This window comes from Enterobacter sp. JS8-1, from assembly GCF_049187015.1.
Lineage (GTDB): Bacteria > Pseudomonadota > Gammaproteobacteria > Enterobacterales > Enterobacteriaceae > Enterobacter > Enterobacter mori.
The window spans coordinates 2,993,777-3,013,445 of the sequence record NZ_CP185805.1; the positions used below are offsets into that span (position 1 = coordinate 2,993,777).

22 protein-coding genes are annotated in these 19,669 nt (G+C 55.5%); 4 read left to right on the top strand and 18 right to left on the bottom strand.

The window, feature by feature from the left end; translation table 11 throughout:
• Positions 1 to 55: 55 nt before the first annotated feature.
• From flhC to flgB, 15 genes are all read right to left on the bottom strand, one after another.
• Positions 56 to 631, bottom strand: a complete 576-nt coding sequence (gene flhC / locus ACOQH0_RS14275) for a flagellar transcriptional regulator FlhC (RefSeq protein ID WP_420985365.1) — start codon at positions 629 to 631, stop codon at positions 56 to 58.
• 1 nt (position 632) lies between these two features.
• Positions 633 to 983, bottom strand: a complete 351-nt coding sequence (flhD, locus tag ACOQH0_RS14280) for a flagellar transcriptional regulator FlhD (protein WP_420985364.1) — start codon at positions 981 to 983, stop codon at positions 633 to 635.
• 361 nt (positions 984 to 1,344) lie between these two features.
• Positions 1,345 to 2,070 (bottom strand): RNA polymerase sigma factor FliA, encoded by a 726-nt coding sequence (gene fliA / locus ACOQH0_RS14285; protein WP_420985379.1) that lies wholly within the window; start codon positions 2,068 to 2,070, stop codon positions 1,345 to 1,347.
• A 149-nt stretch (positions 2,071 to 2,219) separates the two neighbouring features.
• Positions 2,220 to 3,845 (bottom strand): methyl-accepting chemotaxis protein, encoded by a 1,626-nt coding sequence (locus tag ACOQH0_RS14290; RefSeq protein WP_421510638.1) that lies wholly within the window; start codon positions 3,843 to 3,845, stop codon positions 2,220 to 2,222.
• 40 nt (positions 3,846 to 3,885) lie between these two features.
• Complete coding sequence (gene flgL, locus ACOQH0_RS14295; protein ID WP_421512361.1) at positions 3,886 to 4,797, bottom strand: flagellar hook-associated protein FlgL; 912 nt, start codon at positions 4,795 to 4,797, stop codon at positions 3,886 to 3,888.
• A 10-nt stretch (positions 4,798 to 4,807) separates the two neighbouring features.
• The gene (gene flgK / locus ACOQH0_RS14300) at positions 4,808 to 6,448 is read right to left on the bottom strand and encodes a flagellar hook-associated protein FlgK (protein ID WP_421510639.1); all 1,641 of its coding nucleotides are present in this window, start codon (positions 6,446 to 6,448) and stop codon (positions 4,808 to 4,810) included.
• Between the two features lie 93 nt (positions 6,449 to 6,541).
• The gene (gene flgJ, locus ACOQH0_RS14305; protein WP_421510640.1) at positions 6,542 to 7,465 is read right to left on the bottom strand and encodes a flagellar assembly peptidoglycan hydrolase FlgJ; all 924 of its coding nucleotides are present in this window, start codon (positions 7,463 to 7,465) and stop codon (positions 6,542 to 6,544) included.
• Entirely contained in the window at positions 7,465 to 8,592 is a 1,128-nt protein-coding gene (locus ACOQH0_RS14310) for a flagellar basal body P-ring protein FlgI (RefSeq protein ID WP_134348031.1), read from the bottom strand. Before ACOQH0_RS14310 ends, flgJ begins: the two co-directional genes overlap by 1 nt.
• Before the next feature lies 1 nt (position 8,593).
• Entirely contained in the window at positions 8,594 to 9,280 is a 687-nt protein-coding gene (locus tag ACOQH0_RS14315) for a flagellar basal body L-ring protein FlgH (protein WP_421510642.1), read from the bottom strand.
• 60 nt (positions 9,281 to 9,340) lie between these two features.
• On the bottom strand, positions 9,341 to 10,123 hold the full coding sequence (gene flgG, locus ACOQH0_RS14320; RefSeq protein WP_211448754.1) for a flagellar basal-body rod protein FlgG: 783 nt from the start codon (positions 10,121 to 10,123) through the stop codon (positions 9,341 to 9,343).
• Between the two features lie 19 nt (positions 10,124 to 10,142).
• Positions 10,143 to 10,880 carry a flagellar basal body rod protein FlgF gene (locus tag ACOQH0_RS14325; protein ID WP_421510643.1) on the bottom strand — a complete coding sequence of 246 codons (738 nt, stop codon included), beginning with the start codon at positions 10,878 to 10,880 and terminating at the stop codon, positions 10,143 to 10,145.
• Between the two features lie 9 nt (positions 10,881 to 10,889).
• Positions 10,890 to 12,095 (bottom strand): flagellar hook protein FlgE, encoded by a 1,206-nt coding sequence (gene flgE / locus ACOQH0_RS14330; protein ID WP_421510645.1) that lies wholly within the window; start codon positions 12,093 to 12,095, stop codon positions 10,890 to 10,892.
• 26 nt (positions 12,096 to 12,121) lie between these two features.
• On the bottom strand, positions 12,122 to 12,829 hold the full coding sequence (locus tag ACOQH0_RS14335; protein ID WP_421510647.1) for a flagellar hook assembly protein FlgD: 708 nt from the start codon (positions 12,827 to 12,829) through the stop codon (positions 12,122 to 12,124).
• Between the two features lie 8 nt (positions 12,830 to 12,837).
• Complete coding sequence (gene flgC / locus ACOQH0_RS14340) at positions 12,838 to 13,242, bottom strand: flagellar basal body rod protein FlgC (RefSeq protein ID WP_421510649.1); 405 nt, start codon at positions 13,240 to 13,242, stop codon at positions 12,838 to 12,840.
• A 6-nt stretch (positions 13,243 to 13,248) separates the two neighbouring features.
• Positions 13,249 to 13,659, bottom strand: a complete 411-nt coding sequence (flgB, locus tag ACOQH0_RS14345) for a flagellar basal body rod protein FlgB (protein ID WP_420985354.1) — start codon at positions 13,657 to 13,659, stop codon at positions 13,249 to 13,251.
• A gap of 236 nt (positions 13,660 to 13,895) precedes the next feature.
• Here flgB and flgA point away from each other — a divergent pair, with 236 nt between their 5' ends.
• The 3 genes from flgA to ACOQH0_RS14360 all read left to right on the top strand — a co-directional run bounded on the left by flgA (position 13,896) and on the right by ACOQH0_RS14360 (position 15,424).
• The gene (gene flgA / locus ACOQH0_RS14350; protein ID WP_421510650.1) at positions 13,896 to 14,597 is read left to right on the top strand and encodes a flagellar basal body P-ring formation chaperone FlgA; all 702 of its coding nucleotides are present in this window, start codon (positions 13,896 to 13,898) and stop codon (positions 14,595 to 14,597) included.
• 72 nt (positions 14,598 to 14,669) lie between these two features.
• The gene (flgM, locus tag ACOQH0_RS14355; protein ID WP_421510651.1) at positions 14,670 to 14,963 is read left to right on the top strand and encodes a flagellar biosynthesis anti-sigma factor FlgM; all 294 of its coding nucleotides are present in this window, start codon (positions 14,670 to 14,672) and stop codon (positions 14,961 to 14,963) included.
• Positions 14,964 to 14,980: 17 nt separating this feature from the next.
• Positions 14,981 to 15,424 carry a flagella synthesis protein FlgN gene (locus ACOQH0_RS14360; RefSeq protein ID WP_420985351.1) on the top strand — a complete coding sequence of 148 codons (444 nt, stop codon included), beginning with the start codon at positions 14,981 to 14,983 and terminating at the stop codon, positions 15,422 to 15,424.
• A gap of 190 nt (positions 15,425 to 15,614) precedes the next feature.
• On the opposite strand, the gene ACOQH0_RS14365 is transcribed toward ACOQH0_RS14360, so the two are convergent.
• The 3 genes from ACOQH0_RS14365 to fliD are packed head-to-tail and all read right to left on the bottom strand — an operon-like array spanning position 15,615 to position 17,854.
• Positions 15,615 to 15,935, bottom strand: a complete 321-nt coding sequence (locus ACOQH0_RS14365; RefSeq protein WP_421510652.1) for a flagellar protein FliT — start codon at positions 15,933 to 15,935, stop codon at positions 15,615 to 15,617.
• Positions 15,928 to 16,335 carry a flagellar export chaperone FliS gene (fliS, locus tag ACOQH0_RS14370; RefSeq protein ID WP_421510653.1) on the bottom strand — a complete coding sequence of 136 codons (408 nt, stop codon included), beginning with the start codon at positions 16,333 to 16,335 and terminating at the stop codon, positions 15,928 to 15,930. The genes ACOQH0_RS14365 and fliS overlap by 8 nt, the downstream gene beginning before the upstream one ends.
• A 43-nt stretch (positions 16,336 to 16,378) precedes the next feature.
• Positions 16,379 to 17,854 carry a flagellar filament capping protein FliD gene (gene fliD / locus ACOQH0_RS14375; protein WP_421510654.1) on the bottom strand — a complete coding sequence of 492 codons (1,476 nt, stop codon included), beginning with the start codon at positions 17,852 to 17,854 and terminating at the stop codon, positions 16,379 to 16,381.
• A gap of 299 nt (positions 17,855 to 18,153) precedes the next feature.
• Between fliD and ACOQH0_RS14380 the strand changes: the two genes are divergently transcribed.
• Positions 18,154 to 19,656 (top strand): flagellin, encoded by a 1,503-nt coding sequence (locus tag ACOQH0_RS14380; RefSeq protein ID WP_421510655.1) that lies wholly within the window; start codon positions 18,154 to 18,156, stop codon positions 19,654 to 19,656.
• Positions 19,657 to 19,669: the final 13 nt, after the last annotated feature.

A 19,669-nucleotide genomic window follows, 5' to 3' on the forward strand; every position in this document is an offset into this window, starting at 1 on the left:
CCCGGCATCAGATTAGGATATAAACGCCATCTTGCGCATAGCCGCTCGTCAGGGATTACGCCGTCAGGATTTCCGGCGCGGCGAATTTGCCCAGAAGCCCGGTGTTGCTCACCTGGGATTTTTTAAGCGCACGCGACGGTGGACTGCACAAGCTGCAGGTAAATGGGTTTTTAATGAATTCCGTGGTGACGATAAAACCGCCGCCGCAGACGCTGCAGGCTTTACGCGAAATAATGCCGCAGTCGATAAAACGTAATAATGTCCAGGCACGCGTCAGACCCAGCACCGGCTTCTCATCGGAACAGGTGCTGCACTGCTCCAGATACAGGCGATAGGTCTTCATCAGCATTTCAATGGAACGCCCCTGTTCGGTCTTTTTTAAATACAGATAAATGTTGTAGAACATTGACGAGTGAATATTCTGCTCCCACGACATGAACCAGTCTTCAGAAAAGGGCAGCATGCCTTTCGGCGGCGGACAGCCGCGTAATTCTTTATATAAGCGCAGAAGACGACGGCGACTCAGCGACGTTTCCGATTCCAGCACCTGCATTCTCGCCCCGAGTGAAATTAACCCCATGGCGATATTCACTTCTTCAATTTCCTGCAGCAAACTCTTTTCACCACACATATTATGCCTCCTGCGCCGCGACAGTCTCTTCTTCACTCAGCGCGTTCAGAAGATTCGTTGACAAAATAATACCCGTGTGGATCTGCTGCAGCGCTTCAATACGCGAATCCTTGGTCAAATTTTCAATCACCACTTCATCGTCAACGCGCAGACGACAAATAAGCTGATTGGTCGTTGCCAGCTTCATTAATTGCGGCAGCGAAAGCTCTTTCAGGTTATCAATGGTTCCTTCAGATAATCCAAGGCGAAAACCGGCCGCAAATTTATCCTGGCGGATCAGCTGTTGAGCCAGCAGAAGATAGGACAGGTTAATATCGTGAATATTTTGCAGATACTCGTCAAAATTGGACACAGGTGAAAACTCCCAATGTTATTCAGCCAATCGCTGGCATGTCAGTTTAGATAGATAACGTTTCCGAACTGATGCAGAGAGTCTTTTGGTATTGATATTCACTGAGGTAAGTCAATCTTCCTCAGTAAATGCGACACTGTCATATCAATGCCAAAGGAGGCTGCATCACAAAACTGGCAAAATCATAAACACTCAGCATTTTCCGAACAAGCGACAGAAATTTCCCTAAATCCTCAGATTGAGGTTAAACCATTGATTTAAAGAGTTAATAAAGCATTGTTAAACGTTATTAAACCTTGATTTTAACCATTAATCCTGCCTTGCTCACAGTATTAACATTATAAATGTTAATACTGTGTAATTATCTTCCCGCTGACTCCATACGACTTCTTAACCTTTTAACGGCCAGGCTGTGCAGCTGGCTTACGCGTGTTTCCGTGACCCCCAGAACCAGCCCAATTTCTTTCATATTCAAATCCTGGAGATAATAAAGCTGCAGCAGTACCTGTTCTCTTTCGGGAATGAACTGAATATACTCCGTCAGCCGCCCTAACAAATTCTGCCTGATGGCATCATTCAGTGGATTAAGCTGCTCATTTTCGTCATCACTCGTTTCCCAGCTGTCTGCGTAATTCTCCTGGAGTTCATCAATCGAATACATTTGGCTGGAGTTATTATCCGCCAGCATCTGCTGGAATTCCGGCAGCGAGACCCCCATGCGCTCCGCAATTTCAGCTTCGGTGGCCTCTCCCCCTTTCTCCTGCTCGATTTGCTGAATAAGCGCGACGATTTCCCGCGTATGGGTTCGTACCCGACGCGGAACCCAGTCATTTTCTCTCAGCTCGTCTAATAATGCCCATTTTACCCGCTGGGTGATCCACGCCGTGAGCGCCACCCCTTTTTTCGGATCAAAGCTTTCGACTGCACTTAAAAAACCGATGGAGCCCGCCTGAATTAAATCATCCAGCTCGACGCTGGCAGGAAGCCGTTTATGTAAACGCAATGCTTCCTGCCGCACCAGATAGTGATATTTAGACCAGACTACCGATTTATCTTCCAGCCCTTCGGCCGTATAAATACCATCCACGATTGCATTCCACCTGCTATTCTCTTTAAGAATTATCCGGTGAAATGGCGCATTCAAATAGTGCGATAAGCTTTTATAAAAATGCGCATTCTGCTACTTCGCTTGTATTAACAGGCGATCTAATAAAATAGCCGTATTAATGACGGTAATTAAAAGGTTTCCCACTGGGCCAGGTCTGGCTCTTTTTGACGCTGCGGCTTATTCGCCTGCACGGTTGTGTTCGCCACGGTGCTCTCGTGGCTCAGCCTGAACTGGGCCACCAGTTTTTCCAGCGCATCGGACTGCGCTTCCAGTTCGCCCGCCGCCATGGCCGCCTCTTCCACCATCGCCGCATTCTGCTGGGTCACCAGATCCATCTCATTGACGGCCTGCGAAATCTGGTTGATGCCCGCGCTCTGCTCGTCGGAGGCCGAGGTGATTTCGCCCATGATCTGCGTCACCTGCGCAACGGAGGTCACAATCTCCTGCATCACGGTGCTGGCCTGTCCAACCTGACGTGAACCGATATCAATGTTGCTCACGCTGGTGTTGATCAGCTGGTTGATCTCTTTGGCCGCATCGGCGCTGCGTTTCGCCAGGTTGCGCACTTCTTCAGCAACGACCGCAAAGCCACGTCCCTGCTCGCCCGCGCGTGCCGCTTCCACCGCCGCGTTCAGGGCCAGAATGTTGGTCTGATTGGCAATGCTATCGATCACGCCGTTGATGTCGGCAATCTGGCGCGAGCTGGTGGTAATTTGCGCCATGATCTGCTCCAGACTCTGCATCACTTCCCCGCCGTTATGGGCATTGGTGCTGGCGCTTTCCGCCAGTTCACGCGCCGCGTGGGCGTTGTCGGCGTTCTGACGCACGGTGGTTTTGATCTGCTCCATGCTGGCCGCCGTCTCCTGCAGCGCCGCCGCCTGCTCTTCGGTGCGGGAAGAGAGATCGTTATTGCCGTGGGCAATTTCCTGGGCGTTGGTGTGGATACGCTGCACGCTGTCACGGATCCCGAGGATGGTGCCGGTCAGAGAGGTACGCATGGTCTCCAGTTCGGTCAGCATATTGCCGATTTCATTCTGGCTACCGCTCTCAATCACCTGACTGAGATCGCCCGCCGCCACGCGACGCAACATCTCTACCGTGGTCTCCATACGACGCACCAGGGTATGGCGCAGCCAGAAGCGCACGGCGAACAGCAGCGCTACGGCCAGGATCAGCACAGTGATCCCGACGCCCATCATAATCTGGTAGCCGCGCTCGGATGCCTGAACGTAGCTCTCGCTCAGGCGCGCGCTGGCATCCGTATACTGATCGACCTTATTACGCAGCGCGGTGCGCAGCTCCATATCGTTTTCCAGCGAGCCGGTATAGCCCGCCGGGTTGTGCAGGTAACCTAGCTTCACGTTAGCGACTTTATACACCTCGTTGAACGCCGCGTTTACTTCACCCGCCAGACGGCTCTCTTCCGGGGTATTAAACGGTGAGGCCATAAACGCATCCATATTGCTACGCGCAATTTTCACCACGTTCAGGGTGTGTTTGGCGACGTTCTCAGAGACCGGATTACCCAGCGCCGCCTGCAGCATCAGCCCGTTGGTATTGGCCATTACCGCACTGATGTTATAGGCCGCATCGCGCATCTGATCGTTATTGTCAGCCGCCACCACAATGCGTTTGAAATTGTGGTTATTGGAGACGGCGTCGTAGACGGAATAGGCTGTTACGCCGAACAGCATCACCGCAAACAGGCCAATAATCAGGCTGATTGCGCTGTAAATTTTGAGTTTCGTTAGCATAGATTTTCACCGACCGCGCAGGGCCGGCGCCACTGGAAGGTTAATTGGATGACATGTTGAAAAGGTTCATCGACTGCATTTTTTTGTAGACGAACATCGACGCATTGAAGGCCAGCTCCGACATCTGCGATTCAGAGACCAGCGATACCAGCTTGCTGGTATCGGAACCGATGGCGTTCTGCACTTTCACAATGGTGTCGTTGATCAGCACCGCACCGGACAGATCCAGCGCATCAAGCTGCTGCAGGTTAGTACCAATTTCGGCCTGGGCTTTGCCCAGACGGTTGATACCGTCATCCACAGCCTGGCTTGCGGCGCTGAGAGCAGCTTTGAGGTTCGCGTCGTAATCCGCGCCGTCAGGGTCGGCGGTCAGCGCGGCCACGGCGTCATTCAACACCGTGAAAATGTCGTCGAAGACCTCCCTACCCAGATGGCTGACCTGCATTTCAGTTCCGTCAGCCACGGTTTGCCTGCGCACCTCTTCACCACCACGGTAGTTACCCACTTCATCAAACGCGGGGGTATCCGTTTTAAATCCAGAGAAAATATAGTTCCCGCTGGCGTCGCGATTGTTCGCTAAGTCGAGAAGATTGGCGCGGATACCGTTGATCTCCTCCCCTAACGCCCGGCGATCCTCCGCAGAGTAGGTATCGCTTTTGGCCGCAATGATTTTTTCCTTCAGCGTAGTCGTTAACAAATTCCCCACGCCGTTGAGGATGTTGTCCTGATGCTCCAGCGCACCCCGCGCCCGGGAACGCACATTGCTGTACAACTCCAGCTTTGCCAGCGCGTCCTGCTGCTTCACCGCGTCGGTCGCTGCCGCCGGGTCGTCCGACGCTTTCAGCAGCGTTTTGCCTGCCGACATGCGCAAATAAACATCATTGCTTTGACTCATACGCTTCGTCATGGTCTCGGCGCTATTTTTATACATATACAGCGTACTTAATCGCATCATCAGTTCCTTATCGGATAGACAGCAGGGCATCAAACATATCGGTAGCGGTTTTCAGCAGCTGCGCGTTGGCGTTGTAGTACTGCTTATACATATCCAGGTTGATGTACTCTTCGTCCATATTGACGCCGGAGAGAGCCTGCTTGGTGTCGTACTTGGTCTGAAAGTCGGTTTCAGCACTGGCCAGCGCCGACCTCACGCCGCGCGCGCTGTCGCCGATGGTCCCGACCAGGCTGGCATAGGCTTCGGTCAGGGTGTTTTTCCCGATCAGCTTCTCGTCCTGGATTTTCAGCATCGCTTCCAGGTTTTTGTTGTCGCCCGGACCACCGTCTTTATCACCCGCCGCCGCAAACTCCTGCGCGCTGGTGATTTTGCGGGTCATCCCTTCGGCCGCGCCCGCCATCGGGTTGAAGGTGAAACTGTCGCCCGCGTTAAAACCACCGCCTGAGATATCAATTTCCACGCCCTCGAACTTCAGTTTCCCGGCCGTACCGGTGTCGACAGGCACTGTGCGACCATCAGCCCCCGTGACAGTCCATCCCCCTGCTCCATCGCTGGTGAGGGTGTAATTTTCCGATTTCACATTTTTGTAATCGGTGACGGTTATCCCCTCAAGCTTGCCGGTCCCGGTGTTTTTCGCATTGGCATAGGCTTTGATATCCGCCAGTGAGAAGAGATCCCCACCGTTCGCGCCATCTGGCGTAAAACCGTCCGCATTCTGTTCGTTCATGCGGTTCGCCATCGTAAAGGCGATCTGATCCAGCTCCTGGCGGGCAACGGTCAGGTCTTCGTTACGGAATTTAAACAACCCGCCCAGACGACCTTTGGTGATGCTGCTTTCGTCCAGCGGCGAGGCTTTGCCGTTCGCATCCACGTAGGAGACGATGATTTTGTTCGGGTCACTATCCGACGGTGAGGTTTGCAGCTTATAGGCCCTGTCGCCGGACACCAGCGGGCGTCCGTCAGACAGGGTCACATCCACACGCCCGGAGATTTTGTCTTCCGTCACGGTGACCCCGATATGCTCGCTCATCTTTTCCAGCAGCGCATCGCGCTGGTCGAGCAGATCGGCAGGCGGGGTGCCATTGCCCTGCGCGCGCTCCAGCTGTTTGTTCAGCTCCGCCAGCTGCTGGGTATAGCTGTTGATGTCCTTAGCGCTCTGCTCAATGTGCGTATTGGTGCTTTTTTCCAGGGCGGTCAGGCGCTTGGCGCTGGCGTTAAACCGGTTTGCCAGCGTACCGAGGGAGTTGTAAACCGCCGCACGCGCGGGACCGTCCGCCGGATCGCCGCTCAGCGTCGCCATCGCCTTAAACATGTCGTTCAGCGAGACCGAGACGTTATCGGACTCGTCGGCCAGCATGTTGTCGATATCCGCTAGCTGCTCCATGCGCCCGGCGAGTGAAGCGTACTGTGAAAGCGAACCGCGCATCTGGTTATTGGCAAAAGCATCATAATGACGCTCAACGCCACCGGCGCGGGCGCCATAGCCAAAAAAGCCCTGGCCGGTAGACATCCCGCCCAGTTCGCCAATAATCAGGCTGCGTCGGCTGTAGGTGCCAGACATGCCGTTGGTCAGGTTATCGCCCGTTACGCGTAATGCCGACTGCGCGACGCTCAGACCGCCTCTCGCAAGGTTAAATAAGTTATTCATAAGATCTGGATATTCCCTGTTTGCTGGCCCGGGCTTGCGTCCGGGCCGGAAAGTTCATGGCTCTGCTTATTTCATCGGTGATGACAGGAATTACTAAAAAATTTTATCGAGATCGTTTTTATAGGCATTCACGCCCTGCTGAATGTCGCCTTTCACCTTCTGAATAATGGTGATGAGCTTTTTGGCGTAGGCCGGATCGGTCGCATAGCCGCCCGCCTGCAGCGCCTTCGCCCCCTGCTCTGGCGAGCCGGACTGCACCACGCCGCGATAGCGCGGATTTTTAGTCAGCAGCTTCGCGTAATCCGCCAGCGCGTGTTCATACGAGTCATAGACGCGGAAGGCGGCTTTCACCTTCTGCTTCACGCCGTTGATGTATTCCGTGGTGGTGATCTCGGTAGTTTTGCCGCGCCAGTCGCCGGTCGCTTTAATGCCAAACAGGTTGTGGCTCGGACGACCGTCCGCCGCCGGGATTTCTCGTTTGCCCCAGCCGGACTCCAGCGCGGCCTGCGCCAGAATCAGATGCGGATGCAAACCGCTTTGCTGCGCGGCCGCCTGGGCCGGGCGCAGCAGGCGGGCGATAAACGGGTGTGCGCCTTCAGAGGGTTGAGCGAAGGAGACCGGCGCGGGCAGCCGCAGCGGGCCGGTGGCGGGAGCCGAAGAGAGATCCGGTCGTATAACGTCGCGTCCCGGCGCGCTCACAACCGGTGTGTCACTCACCTCCCCACCCAGCTGGCGGACGATAAGATCGGCAAAGCCGAGCTGACCACTCCCGGCAATGTTTTGTGCGACCTGCTGATCGTGCATGGCGGTGTACATCTCAGACGACTGACTATTCATTATGTCGTCCTTAAAGGTGGCATCACGCATGCTCTTCATCATCATCTGCACGAAGATGCCCTCCATCTGCTTCGCCGCCGCTTTCAGCGCGCCGGGCGTTTGCCGCCCGGCCTCCCGTTTCAGCGTGTCCAGCGAACGGACGTCAAAGGCGGGTTGATCGAGCTTGTCGAAAGCGTTCATCAGTTCACCTCCAGCTTTGCCCGCAGACAGCCGGCGTTTTTCATCGCCTGCAGAACCGACATCAGCTCGTTTGGCGTCGCGCCCAGGCTGTTCAGAGCGCGGATCACCGCGTTCAGATCGGTACTGCTGCGCACGTGCTGCAGCGAACCGCCGCTGTCGCGCACCGAGATATCGGTCTGCGGCACCACCACCGTCTCCCCGCCGCCAAACGGCGTATCGGGCTGGCTGATGATGTTGTTCTGCATCACCTCCACCGTCAGCGAGCCGTGCGCCACCGCGCAGGAATCGAGCGACACGTGGCGGTTCATCACCACCGAGCCAGTACGCGAGTTCACAATCACCTTCGCGTCCTGGACGTTCACCTTCACCGGAATATCCTGAATGTTGGCGAGGAAGCGCACGCGGGACGGACCGTCCGGCGGCGCGAAGAGGCGTACGGTGCGGGCATCTTCCGGCAACGCCGCCCCGCCGCTGTAGCGCTGGTTAATGGCGTCGCTGACCTGCTGCGCCAGCGAGAAATCGCTCTCGTTCAATTGCAGGCGCACAATGTTCTGGGTGCTAAAATCGTTCGGCACTTCCCGCTCAACGGTCGCACCATTGCTGATGCGCCCGCCGTTAAGCTGGTTGACCTGCACGCGGCTACCGCCCGCCTGCGCGCCTGCGCCGGAGATCAAAATGTTGCCCTGGGCGATGGCGTAGATCTGGTTATCCGCCCCTTTCAGCGGGGTCATCAGTAGCGTGCCGCCGCGCAGGCTTTTGGCGTTGCCCACCGAGGAAACCACTATGTCCAGCTTGTCGCCCGGACGGGCAAACGGCGGCAGTTCGGCGGTGACCATCACCGCCGCGATGTTTTTCAGCTGCATATTGGTGCCCGCCGGGACGGTGATCCCCAGCTGCGAGAGCATGTTGTTCAGGCTCTGGCCGGTGAAGGGCGCCTGCATGGTCTGGTCGCCGGTCCCGTCGAGGCCGACAATCAGGCCGTAGCCCATCAGGGAATTAGAACGCACCCCCTGCACCGTCGCCAGGTCGCGAATACGCTCCGCGTGTACCCCTTTGGGCACCGCCAGCATCATGCCGTAGAGCAGGATGCTGAGAAAAAACAGGATAGATTCTTTTTTCATGGTCATATCAGAAAGGAGAGAGGTTCAGGAACAGGCGTTGCAGCCAGCCCATGTTCTGCGCTTCGTTGATGTAGCCGTTGCCGACGTACTCAATGCGCGCATCCGCCACCTGGGTGGACGGCACGGTGTTGCTGCCGCTGATGGTGCGCGGGTTCACCACCCCAGAGAAGCGGATGAATTCGGTGCCCTGGTTGATGGCAATTTGCTTCTCGCCCACCACGCCGAGGTTGCCGTTGGGCAACAGCTCTTTCACGGTCACGGTGATGGTGCCGGTAAAGGTGTTACGCGCCGCCGCGCCACCCTTGCCTGCGAAATCGTTTTTGCCTTCGGCTTCGAAATCCGCTTTGCCATCGCCTAGCCAGCTGTTGAGTTTGGTCGGTACCGCAATCAGCCCCATCCCGGCCGATCCATTACGGTTGGCACTGGCGGAGGAACTTTTGCTGGCGCTCACGTTCTCCTGCAGCAGGATCGTCAGCGTATCGCCCACGTTACGCGGGCGGCGGTCTTCGAACATCGGCTGATAGCCGTAGTTCATCCCCTGCCCTGCCTGAAACAGTGAGCCGCCGGTCGCTGCCGGTGCCATCGGTAATGGTGTTGCCGTTGTCGGACCTTCAACAAGGGGCTTTTGCATAATGTGCGCGCAGCCGCCAAGCAGCAGCGTACTTGCCAGCAGCGCGGCCGCCGGAATTTGCATAGACAATATTTTCATTTCAGTGTCGATAAAAAGTCTGGCCGCGCGAGCGGCCAGAGAGGATTACAGCTGGGAAAGGCGCTGCAGCATCTGATCGGATGCCGAGACCGCCTTACTGTTGATTTCGTAGGCGCGCTGCACCTGAATCATGGTCACCAGCTCTTCCGCCACGTTAACGTTGGAGATTTCCACGTAGCTCTGCTTCAGCGTGCCCGCGCTCTCCATGCCCGGGTTCAGCTCGTTTGGCGCACCGGAAGACTGCGTCTCTTTGTAGAGGTTACCGCCGATGCTTTCGAGACCGGCATTGTTCACAAAGGTGGTCAGCGTCAGCTGGCCAATCTGCTGCTCTTCCGCCTGGCCTGGGATCTTCACGCTGACGATCCCGTCATTACCGATGGTCAGCTTCTGCGCGTCCTGCGGAATCACGATACCTGGCTGAATGGGATAGCCTTCGGCATTCACCAGCTGCCCGTCCGGGCTTTTGCCAAAATGACCATCACGGGTGTAGGCCGTGCTGCCGTCCGGCATCTGCACCTGGAAGAAACCTTCACCTTCGATGGCAACATCGTACTCATCCCCGGTTGGGTTCATGTTCCCCTGGGTGTGAATACGCTGAGTGGAAACCGGACGCACGCCGGTACCCAGCTGCAGGCCGCTCGGCAGAGTGTTCTGCTCGGTCGACTGCGCGCCAGGCTGGCGCATGTTTTGATAGAGCAGATCCTGAAATACGGCGCGCTGACGCTTAAAGCCGTTGGTGTTGACGTTCGCCAGGTTGTTGGAGATGACGTCCATATTGAGCTGCTGTGCTTCCAGCCCGGTTTTTGCGATCCATAAGGAACGAATCATAGTGACTCCTTGCGCGGCCTTAGCTCACGCTTAATAGCTGGTTAGCCTTCTGGGCATTTTCGTCGGCGGTGCGGATCACCTTCATGTTCATGTCAAAGCCGCGGGAGTTGGCGATCATCTGCGTCATGGCCTGCACCGGGCTGACGTTGCTGCCTTCAATAGCCTCCGGCGTCAGGCGCAGGGTTTCGTCCTGCGCCAGCGGGTTGCCGCCTGCGGTGCGAAACAGCCCGTCATCGCCGTGAACCATGCCGTTCATCTCGGCGTTGACCAGCTTGAGGCGGTCAACCGGCACCAGCGCCGTCGGGTCATCGCCCATGCCGAGCGCCGAGACAGTGCCGTCGCTGCCGATGGTGATATGCGACTGCGGCGGCACTTCCAGCGGCCCGCCGTCGCCCATCAGCGGACGGCCGTTGACGCTGAGCGCCCCGTCCTGGTCCACCTCGATAGCGCCGTTGCGGGTATAGCCTTCGCTGCCGTCATCCATCGCCACCGCCAGCCAGCCGTTCTGCGGCAGCGCCACGTCGAGGCTGCGGCCGGTATGGGTAATCGGCCCCATGGTGGTGTCATGAAACGGGGTCGTCTCCGCCACCAGCGCGCGGGTGCGCAGGCTTTCCCCTTCAATAGGGACCGAACGGAAGGCCGCCAGCTGAGCGCGAAAGCCCGCGGTGGAGCTGTTCGCCAGATTGTTTGAGGTGACCGCCTGGCGGTTAAGCGCCGCGTTGGCGGCGCTCATGGCGGTATAGATAGCGCGATCCATTACTCAGCCTTAACGCAGGTTAACCAGCGTCTGCAGAACTTCAGACTGGGTTTTGATGGTTTGTGAGTTGGACTGGTAGTTGCGCTGGTAGACAATCATGTTGACCATCTCGTCGCCCAGGTTCACGTTTGAGGACTCCAGCATGCCGCCGGTGATCTCCCCGAAGCTGCCGGTGCCGGAGGTGCCGAGGAAAGGCTGGCCTGACTGCGCGGTTTCCGCCCACAGGTTATTGCCCTGCTGGGCCAGACCGCCCACGTTGGCAAAGTCCGCCAGCACCACCTGCGCCACGGTCTGACGCTTTTGGTTGCTGTAGATGGCAATCACTTCGCCGGTATCACTTATTTCATAGCCGTTGAAGGTGCCCGGTGCCTGGCCGTCGATTTCGCCCTTCATGACCTGCGAATCACTTGAAAACTGCGTAAGCGCGCCCAAATCCAGCGTCACTGACAGAGCAGCAGCCCCGCCGTAAGCATCCCCTTTAACGACGCCAGTGGCGGGGGTTTTGAGCTTTCCGTATTCATCAAAGCTCAGATCAATTGCGGTAAATTTGGTCTTATCTCCCCCCTCTGGTGAAGTCGAATCCTGGGCGAAAGCCTTCCAGTTACCGTCGCCATCATTAACAAAGAACACTTTAACCGCGTGCCGGTTACCGAGACTGTCGAAGGTTTCCACTTCGCTAACAAAGTTGTATGTTTCAGGCTTGAGCGCGTCGAATTTTGTGGAGTCCTTTTTTTCTGAGCCAGACTTCAGGTTGCCTGTCAACGACCCCGCAGTCGACGCCGCAGGCGGCATATCGTCTTTCGGAATACGGATCGGCCCAACCTGAGCGCCGGGGTTAATCACCCCGTCCGTCGCCTGATAGCCGGTTAAAAACATGCCGTTTGTTTTGTTGACGATAAAGCCGTTTTCGTTCTGCTCAAACTGACCGTTACGGCCGTAGAACACGCTGCCCGCCTCGTCGACCATGCGGAAAAAACCGCGTTGTGAAATGCCCATATCCAGCGCAGAACTGCCGTTCATTAACCCGCCGTCGCCAAAATTCTGGCTGACGCCCGCCACCTGCACCCCCATCCCCGTCGACCCGGCAAAGATATCGGCAAACGCAACGGAACCTGCTTTAAACCCCACGGTCTGGGAGTTGGCGATATTGTTACCCACCACGTCCAGCGCTTTTGCAGCAGCACTCAGGCCGCTAAGACCTTGTGAAAAACCCATAATTACATTCCAGAAGTAAGTAGTGACTATTTTTGAATGACAAACACTTTGTTCATGCCGATAGGATCGTTCTTCAGCAGATGCAGGATCGGCCCGCTCGGATCCATCGTGACGCCCTGCACCTGATCCTGAACCAGGCCAATGATTTCCGGCTTCTCGCCTTCAGGATTGCTGGCATCAAAAGTGATGGTGTATTCGCGATCGCGCGGTGGCCCCGGATCCGGCTTGAAGTTCTCCAGGTCGTCGAGGTTGTAGGTGTTCATGCCCGACTTCACATTCTTCAGCTCTGCGGTATACGCTTTGCCTTCGGAATCCGTTAACGTCACCGTAACGGTTTCCGCATCGCCGACCATCGCGAAGTGGAAATCGTCTGAATTGCTCGGTTGCACCACGCCTTCCTGGTGAATACCCATTCCCGGTTCACGGAAGGAGACTTTCGCCTCCCCTTCAATCAGCACGCTACGCCCCACCCAGGAAGAAGCGCTCATGCTGCCTAGCTGAACCATCATTGCCTGAACGCCCGCCACGGAGGTGTTGAGCTTCTCGACACCCGCCGCCATGTTGAACTGCGCCAGCTGGGAGGTGAGCTGGTTGTTGTCCATCGGGTTGGTGGGATCCTGGTTTTTCATCTGCGCGACCAGCAGCGTCATAAACTGGTTCGACAGATCGGCCGCGCTGCTGCCCGTGCCCGTACCGCCGGTACCGCCATTGTTGTTAATCGAAGAGACCGCCATATGCGTCCTTACTGACCAAGAGTTAATGTTTTCAGCATCAGGCTTTTGGCGGAGTTCATCACCTCCACATTGGCCTGATAGCTGCGCGAGGCCGAAATGGTGTTCACCATCTCGTTCATCACGTTGACGTTGGGCATGCGCACGTAGCCCTGTTCGTCGGCCATCGGATTGCCCGGCTCATAGACCAGACGATCCGGCGCACTGCTCTCCACCACGTCGCTGACCTGCACGCCGCCAATCTCCTGACCGACCGAGTTGTCGACCTGAAACACCACCTGACGGGCGCGGTACGGCTGGCCGTCCGGCCCCGCCACGCTGTCGGCGTTGGCCATATTGCTGGCGCTGACGTTGAGGCGGCGGGACTGGGCCGCCATCGCCGAGCCCGAAATATCAAATACGCTAAAAAGCGACATCGTTTATTACCCCTGACTGAGCACAGTCATCATTTTCTTAATATCCGCGCCCAGGAACGTCAGTCCTGACTGATATTTCACGGCGTTATCCGCAAAATTGACGCGCTCACGATCCATATCCACGGTATTACCATCGGCGCTCGGCTGATCCGGTACGCGATAGAGCAGTTGGCTGTCATCAAACGGCATCGCTTTGCCTTCAATATGCTTATTTGACGTTAATGACAGTGATACGGGAGATTTCGCCATCGCGGTATTATCCATGGCGGCTTTTAACTGCTGAGTAAAATCGATATCTCGCGCCTGATAGCCCGGCGTATCGGCATTCGCAATATTCGACGCCAGAATATCCTGACGGCGCGAAAGCAAACCTAACGCCTGCTGTTGAAAGCGAAAGGCATCATCAAGTTTATTCATGACAACAGGACTCCTGTCTCGCGTTATTTAAACTGCGATAGTGTAGTCAGCGACGGTGGAATATCACACTGTGAAGACCCGACAGAAATAAGCCTATTTAGAGAAATAGAAATAATCAGGGGAGAGTTAAAAAGTTGAAGAAGGTAAATGGCGACACGAATGTCATTATTTGTCGCAATTAAACCTCTGGTGAAGAGTATATAATTTAGCCACGTTTTATATATAAAGGCAATAAGATGAAGCTCCGATTATTCAGCGCGGCGGCTGCTGCCGTTTTGCTCTGCTCTGCGTCCGTCGCAGCCAGCGTACCCTCAACGCAAACGGCGAAGCAGCGCCTGATGCTCAAGCTGGACGCACTGATTCAGCAGCCAGAGAACGGCGGTGAAATTGTGCGCACCGCGACGTTACTGGCTACCCCGGCCCAACTGGCCGCCGTGTGCGATAACCCGGAGCTGAGCCTGGTGGGACGCGACAGCCGTCTGACCGGCAAACGCACCGTGCTGGCTCAGTGCGGCGCACGTCGGCACTTTTTGCCGGTGCGCATCAGCGCCCAGGGCACCTGGTGGATTGCCAGCCAGAGCCTGCCCGGCGGGGCGATTGTGCAGCGCAGCGACATTGAGCCCGTTACCGGCATTCTGGACAACCAGCCCGGCGGCTTAATTTTTAACGCCGACGCGATTATCGGCCAGCGCCTGACCCGCGCCATCGACGCCGGTAAACCGCTTCTGGTGAACCAGCTGCGTCAGCAGTGGCGGCTGCGCGCAGGGCAGACGGTCGACCTGGTGACCACCGGTTCCGGATTTCGAATTCGCAGCCAGGGCAAGGCGCTAAATAACGCGGGTATTGATGACACGCTGAAAGTCAAAACCGCCGGTGGGCGCACCGTGAGCGGAAAAGTGAACGCCGACGGTCAGGTGATTATTTTTTCGCAACAATAAATTTTAGGTTTTCTGTGAACCACCGATGAAAGAACTATAGGTCACAAAAACGGAATACCTGCGAGGACAACCATGAGCATTAACAGCAACCAGACCACCGCGCCGATAGCGAAAATCGCCCCAACACACGAGGTACGTCAACGTACTCAGACTCAGGAACACGACGTTGCGGCAAAACGCGTAGAAAAGCATGACAACACCGACGTCACCCTGAGCGCGTTGACCAAAAAGATCCAGACCGACGACAGCCGCGACGTGGATCACGCGCGCGTCGCCGAACTTCGCGCCGCACTGTCGGCAGGCACCCTGCGCATCGAGCCTGAGAAAATCGCTCAGGCCATGGTGCAGGACATGTTTCAGTTTTAATGGCTAGCAGGACCCCTATGGACAAGCTTTACCCGATACTCGCGCAGATGAAAACGTCTCTGGATGAGCTGGAGGCGATCATGATTGAAGAAGTGAATCAGCTCAACCGTTCGCAGATCAACCCTGTGTCGTTGCAGGTACTGGCAGATAATAAAAACCAGCTCCTGTCGACGCTGCAGTATTACGACGATATGCGCCGCCAGCAGGAGCAGCAGTGCGGGACAGAAGCCCCTTACCCGGGGCTGGGTAAGCTTTTTGCAAGCTGGCAACAGGTACACGAAAAAGTGCGCCACTCCAAGGCCCTGAATCTGCAGGTCGAGTCGCTTCTGCAAAGCCATATGAAGAAAAACCAGCATATTCAGAAAGTGATCGACCATGTTGGCAACACCAACGCGCTGTATGGCCCCGCGGGGGAGTCCAGCGTGATGTCGACTGGCCGAAAATATAACATCAGCATCTAACCGTTCCTGTCTGCGTTGTCCTCTTTTGCCCGCCTCTGGCGGGTTTTTTTTAAGGAAAGAAACACCCCTCACCCTGGCCCTCTCCCCATAGGGGAGAGGGGAAAAGGCCGACCTGCGCCACGATTAAAGACCGCGCCGAACAGTCCCCTCTCCCTTGAGGGAGAAGGTTAGGGTGAGGGGGGGAAAGGACTTAAACCGCTGTATAAGCTTTTGCCACGCTACTGGTTTTGCGCATGGCGGAGAGTTCAGTGCTGATGGTGGTCAAACGCCCCTGAATGGCGCGGGTCAGAATGGCGTCGTTCTCCAGCAGTTGCGCCAGTTGGCCACTTACCCGCGCCTTATTGTGCTGTGCCAGCTGGGTTAAATCGATTTCACACAGCGTTCTCATTCCCATGGCGTACGCCACGGACTCGTCAAGAAACACATCCCATTCGCCGGCCCCGGCAAGCTGTCTCAGCTTCGCGTTGCTGATGAGCAACTCTTCAATCAGCGCCATCACGTTCTTATCCATGTTTCACCTGCTTGTGCTGGGGCGCGATGGCCTGCCAGGTTTCCAGCATCCCGGTCATCAGTGCGATCAGATGCGGCAGCTTGTCGCCGGATTTGTTGAGATTCGCCTCCAGCAGCGTGCGCGAAATATACTCGTACAGGCTCTCCAGCTCTTCAGCGATTTTCCCGCCCTTCTCGTGATCCAGCCCGGCGCGCAGGCCGTTGTCGATAATATTGATGGCGCGGGAGATCATCTCCCCGCGGCGGGCGGTATTCCCGGACTGAAAGTAGATTTCCGCCCGCTTCATGGCGTTAATCGCCCCGTCATACAACAGGACGATCAGCTGGTGCGGCGTGGCACCGGCGATCTGGCTGTCCAGCGAAACGGTGGTATAGGCGTTATTGCCCGTTTTGGTGTACATCGTCAAATCCTGCCGGGCAGCAGGCTGCCCGGATTGCTAAAAATTAAACTAACCCCGCCAGCGTCTGCTGCAGCCGGGTGCTCATGTTGTTCATTTCATTCATCGCCTTATCGAGGCGCTGATACGCTTTTTCACTACGCAGCATGGCTTCATCGATACGTTTCTGCACCGCCGTGATCTGTTTGCCAACGCGCTTTTCCTGCTGACGCAGGGACTCCAGCGCGGTTTCAATAACGCCCTCTTTTTTCTGAATCGCGTCCTTATCGCCCAGATAGGTGTTGAAAATGCCCTCCATGCGATCTTTAATCCCTTCTTTCCCCCCTTTGCCAAGGAACAGCGCCTCGACCTCCTTCGGGTTGTCCTTCAGGGCGGCATCGAGCTTTTTGCTGTCGATGGTCAGGGTGCCGAGCGTGCCGGTGCGATCCTCACCCGTTTTGCCATCGAAGGTAACGGTGATCCCGAGACGGCCAAGGGAGGTGATCACATCCCCGGCATCACGGTACTCCCCAACTACGGTGGCCTTCAGCTGGCTGGTCAGACGGCGCAGGGAGCCGTCGCTGAACAGCGCGCCGTTGTTTTCGTCAGGCAGCGGGATTTCACCCTCTGCGAGTTTGTCGCGATCGGGGGCGGTGTATTTGGTGACGCTGGCGACGGTGCTGAGGTAGCTGTTGTAGTTCTTCACGAACTCCTCGATCAGCGATTTCACCTTTGAGGTGTCTTCGGTGATGGTGAGGGATTCTGTTTTGAAGGGGTGCGGAGCGGATGCATCAGCATCAGGGTCTTTTTCCGACACTTCGCGCAGTTCAAGGGTTACGTCGGTAATCAAATCTTTAATGGTGTTAGTGCTACGTTCTACCTTGTCACCGTTGAGCCAAACCACCGCATTCTGAGGAGCAGTAACGTCGGCAGCCCCCTCAAGCGCCTTCTTGACCTCGGCATCCCCCGTCACCTTTACCGTCATTTCACCGTCTTTACCGGTTTTTTTCGAGGTCAGGACGAGCTTGTGCTCTCCCTCTTTAACGGTAACAACTTCAGCCGCAACGTCGCCCTTTTGCGCATTAATTCTTTTGGCAATATCATCGAGGGAGGTTTCGTCTGGCTTGAGTTCCACCACCAGCGGTTTGTCGCCGCCTTCCATCTCGATGGTGACGGTCGCGGCACTCTTACCTATATCCTTATCTCGTGAATCTCGCGTCACCCCGAGCTGATGCGCTTTTGCCAGCTGCTCCACGGCAATCGAGTAGCTGTTCGGGATCGCCCCTTTGCCTGCCGTGGCCTTAAAGGTTTTGTTATCGCTGACGCTAACGCCGTTAAAACCCTCATCTTCCAGCTTGCCGAGATTATCCTTCAGGGTGCTGAGGGCACTGGAAATAGTCCCCCACGCGGAGATTTGTCCGTTATAGGTTTTCTGTTTTTGCAGATAAGGGTTCAGCTTGACTGAACTGGCCGCACGCTCCTTTGCCAGCAGATCTTCAAACGGCAGGCTCGACCCGATGCCTAAAAAATTGGTTGCTACCATAATGATGTTTCCTCTTGTAAAGGGATGACCTGTTACTTTTCCATCGGGAAATAAAGAAGGAAGTTTAATTTTTCATACAGGCGTGAACAACGCACAGGCGTGCGGATAACAGAGATGTACGTTTATTGGTTAATTGCTTTTTACCATTCAGATAATTAACGTCAAATCTGTCGCCATTTCTGTTAATGACAAAAAATCAAAAAAAATAATTCAGTCATTTTAATTTCCCCCGATGAATTCAGTATGCGAAGCAATTAACGCATATCTCACATTTCGTTATTACTTAGAAGGATATAACAATGGCACAGGTCATTAATACCAACGCGCTGAGCCTGATGGCGCAGAACAACCTGAACAAATCCCAGACCTCTCTGGGCACCGCAATTCAGCGCCTCTCTTCCGGTATGCGTATCAACAGCGCAAAAGACGATGCGGCAGGCCTGGCAATTTCTAACCGCTTCACGGCGTCCATCCGCGGGATGACCCAGGCAGCGCGTAACGCCAACGACGGTATTTCTCTGGCACAGACCACCGAAGGTGCGCTGGAAGAAGTGACTGAAAACATGCAGCGTATTCGCGAGCTGACCGTACAGGCGAAAAACGGAACCAACTCTGCCAGCGACCTGGCCTCCATCAAGAAAGAGATCGGTACTCGCCTGGAAGAGATCGGCCGCGTGGCGGAAAGCACCAACTTCAACGGCGTGAAAGTGTTTGAAGAAAAAGAGATCACCATTCAGATCGGTGATAAAGATGAAGACACTATCAATATCAAGCTCAGCAAGCTGGATATGGAAACCCTGGGTCTGGATAAATTTATGGCTGATTTCGAGGATATCGGGATTACCATGAATGGTGCGGGTACTGCAGGTAGCCAGTATGACAAAGCAGCAACGAAAGCTGTTGCTGGCACAACAATGATTGATGTTGGGCATGCAGAAGGGGATTGGAAGTATGCCGCAGGCGATGCAGCCATCCTGAAAACGACCATTGGTGCAGCAAATAATACGGATGTTGAGGTCTATACCCTGGACGATAAGGTATTTGCTTACGACAAAACAGCGAAGAAAATGTTTGAGCTGGACGTTAGCAAAATGACATTCTCAAAAGACGGGACAAATGCATGGACTAAACTCGATGCTGCACCGGCAACAGCCGCAAAAGAAATTACTGATCCAGCAGATGTCGATATGCTGCTGAAAGGACCAACCGCGCTGAAAGATCCGAAAGCACTGGCTGTGGGAGAGACACTGACTAAAACAGGTGGCACTTTCACGCTGGCTGACACTCACCTTGACGCTGTTGCGGCAAGCATGTTCGGCACCGGTGCTACCGCGACAGATTCGAAGCTCCAGATGTTCTCCGTGGATAACGGCGGCGCTACTGAATACTATGCTTACGGTAAAGATGCGACCACAGGTGAAGTTAAAGTCAGCAAAATCGCGTTTGATAATGCAGAAGCCGTTACTCAAACACCTGCACGTCCTGCGGATATGGAATTCATCCGTGAAGCAGCGGGTGATTCGACAGCCGATGGCCTTCTGGCCAAGCTGGATGAAGCCCTGACCACCGTTGCTGACTTCCGCGCCGACCTGGGTGCCGTTCAGAACCGCTTCAGCTCTATCATTGCGAACCTGAACACCAATATCATCAACACCACCGAAGCGCGCTCCCGTATTCAGGACGCTGACTTCTCCGTGGAAGTGTCCGCCATGAGCCGCGCGAACATCCTGCAGCAGGCAGGTGTCTCCGTACTGGCCCAGGCCAACCAGGTTCCGCAGAACGTGCTGTCCCTGCTGCGTTAATCTGGACAAAACC

What these genes read in the sequence shown, in the direction of transcription:
- ACOQH0_RS14365 (WP_421510652.1), bottom strand. Translation starts at nt 15,935, where the DNA reads ATGGATAAGAACGTGATGGCGCTGATTGAAGAGTTGCTCATCAGCAAC.
- flgL (WP_421512361.1), bottom strand. Translation starts at nt 4,797, where the DNA reads ATGCGATTAAGTACGCTGTATATGTATAAAAATAGCGCCGAGACCATG.
- flgE (WP_421510645.1), bottom strand. Translation starts at nt 12,095, where the DNA reads ATGGGTTTTTCACAAGGTCTTAGCGGCCTGAGTGCTGCTGCAAAAGCG.
- ACOQH0_RS14360 (WP_420985351.1), top strand. Translation starts at nt 14,981, where the DNA reads ATGGACAAGCTTTACCCGATACTCGCGCAGATGAAAACGTCTCTGGAT.
- ACOQH0_RS14315 (WP_421510642.1), bottom strand. Translation starts at nt 9,280, where the DNA reads ATGCAAATTCCGGCGGCCGCGCTGCTGGCAAGTACGCTGCTGCTTGGC.
- flgK (WP_421510639.1), bottom strand. Translation starts at nt 6,448, where the DNA reads ATGAATAACTTATTTAACCTTGCGAGAGGCGGTCTGAGCGTCGCGCAG.
- ACOQH0_RS14325 (WP_421510643.1), bottom strand. Translation starts at nt 10,880, where the DNA reads ATGGATCGCGCTATCTATACCGCCATGAGCGCCGCCAACGCGGCGCTT.
- fliS (WP_421510653.1), bottom strand. Translation starts at nt 16,335, where the DNA reads ATGTACACCAAAACGGGCAATAACGCCTATACCACCGTTTCGCTGGAC.
- ACOQH0_RS14380 (WP_421510655.1), top strand. Translation starts at nt 18,154, where the DNA reads ATGGCACAGGTCATTAATACCAACGCGCTGAGCCTGATGGCGCAGAAC.
- flhC (WP_420985365.1), bottom strand. Translation starts at nt 631, where the DNA reads ATGTGTGGTGAAAAGAGTTTGCTGCAGGAAATTGAAGAAGTGAATATC.
- fliD (WP_421510654.1), bottom strand. Translation starts at nt 17,854, where the DNA reads ATGGTAGCAACCAATTTTTTAGGCATCGGGTCGAGCCTGCCGTTTGAA.
- flgA (WP_421510650.1), top strand. Translation starts at nt 13,896, where the DNA reads ATGAAGCTCCGATTATTCAGCGCGGCGGCTGCTGCCGTTTTGCTCTGC.
- flgM (WP_421510651.1), top strand. Translation starts at nt 14,670, where the DNA reads ATGAGCATTAACAGCAACCAGACCACCGCGCCGATAGCGAAAATCGCC.
- ACOQH0_RS14310 (WP_134348031.1), bottom strand. Translation starts at nt 8,592, where the DNA reads ATGACCATGAAAAAAGAATCTATCCTGTTTTTTCTCAGCATCCTGCTC.
- flgG (WP_211448754.1), bottom strand. Translation starts at nt 10,123, where the DNA reads ATGATTCGTTCCTTATGGATCGCAAAAACCGGGCTGGAAGCACAGCAG.
- ACOQH0_RS14335 (WP_421510647.1), bottom strand. Translation starts at nt 12,829, where the DNA reads ATGGCGGTCTCTTCGATTAACAACAATGGCGGTACCGGCGGTACGGGC.
- flgJ (WP_421510640.1), bottom strand. Translation starts at nt 7,465, where the DNA reads ATGAACGCTTTCGACAAGCTCGATCAACCCGCCTTTGACGTCCGTTCG.
- flgB (WP_420985354.1), bottom strand. Translation starts at nt 13,659, where the DNA reads ATGAATAAACTTGATGATGCCTTTCGCTTTCAACAGCAGGCGTTAGGT.
- ACOQH0_RS14290 (WP_421510638.1), bottom strand. Translation starts at nt 3,845, where the DNA reads ATGCTAACGAAACTCAAAATTTACAGCGCAATCAGCCTGATTATTGGC.
- flgC (WP_421510649.1), bottom strand. Translation starts at nt 13,242, where the DNA reads ATGTCGCTTTTTAGCGTATTTGATATTTCGGGCTCGGCGATGGCGGCC.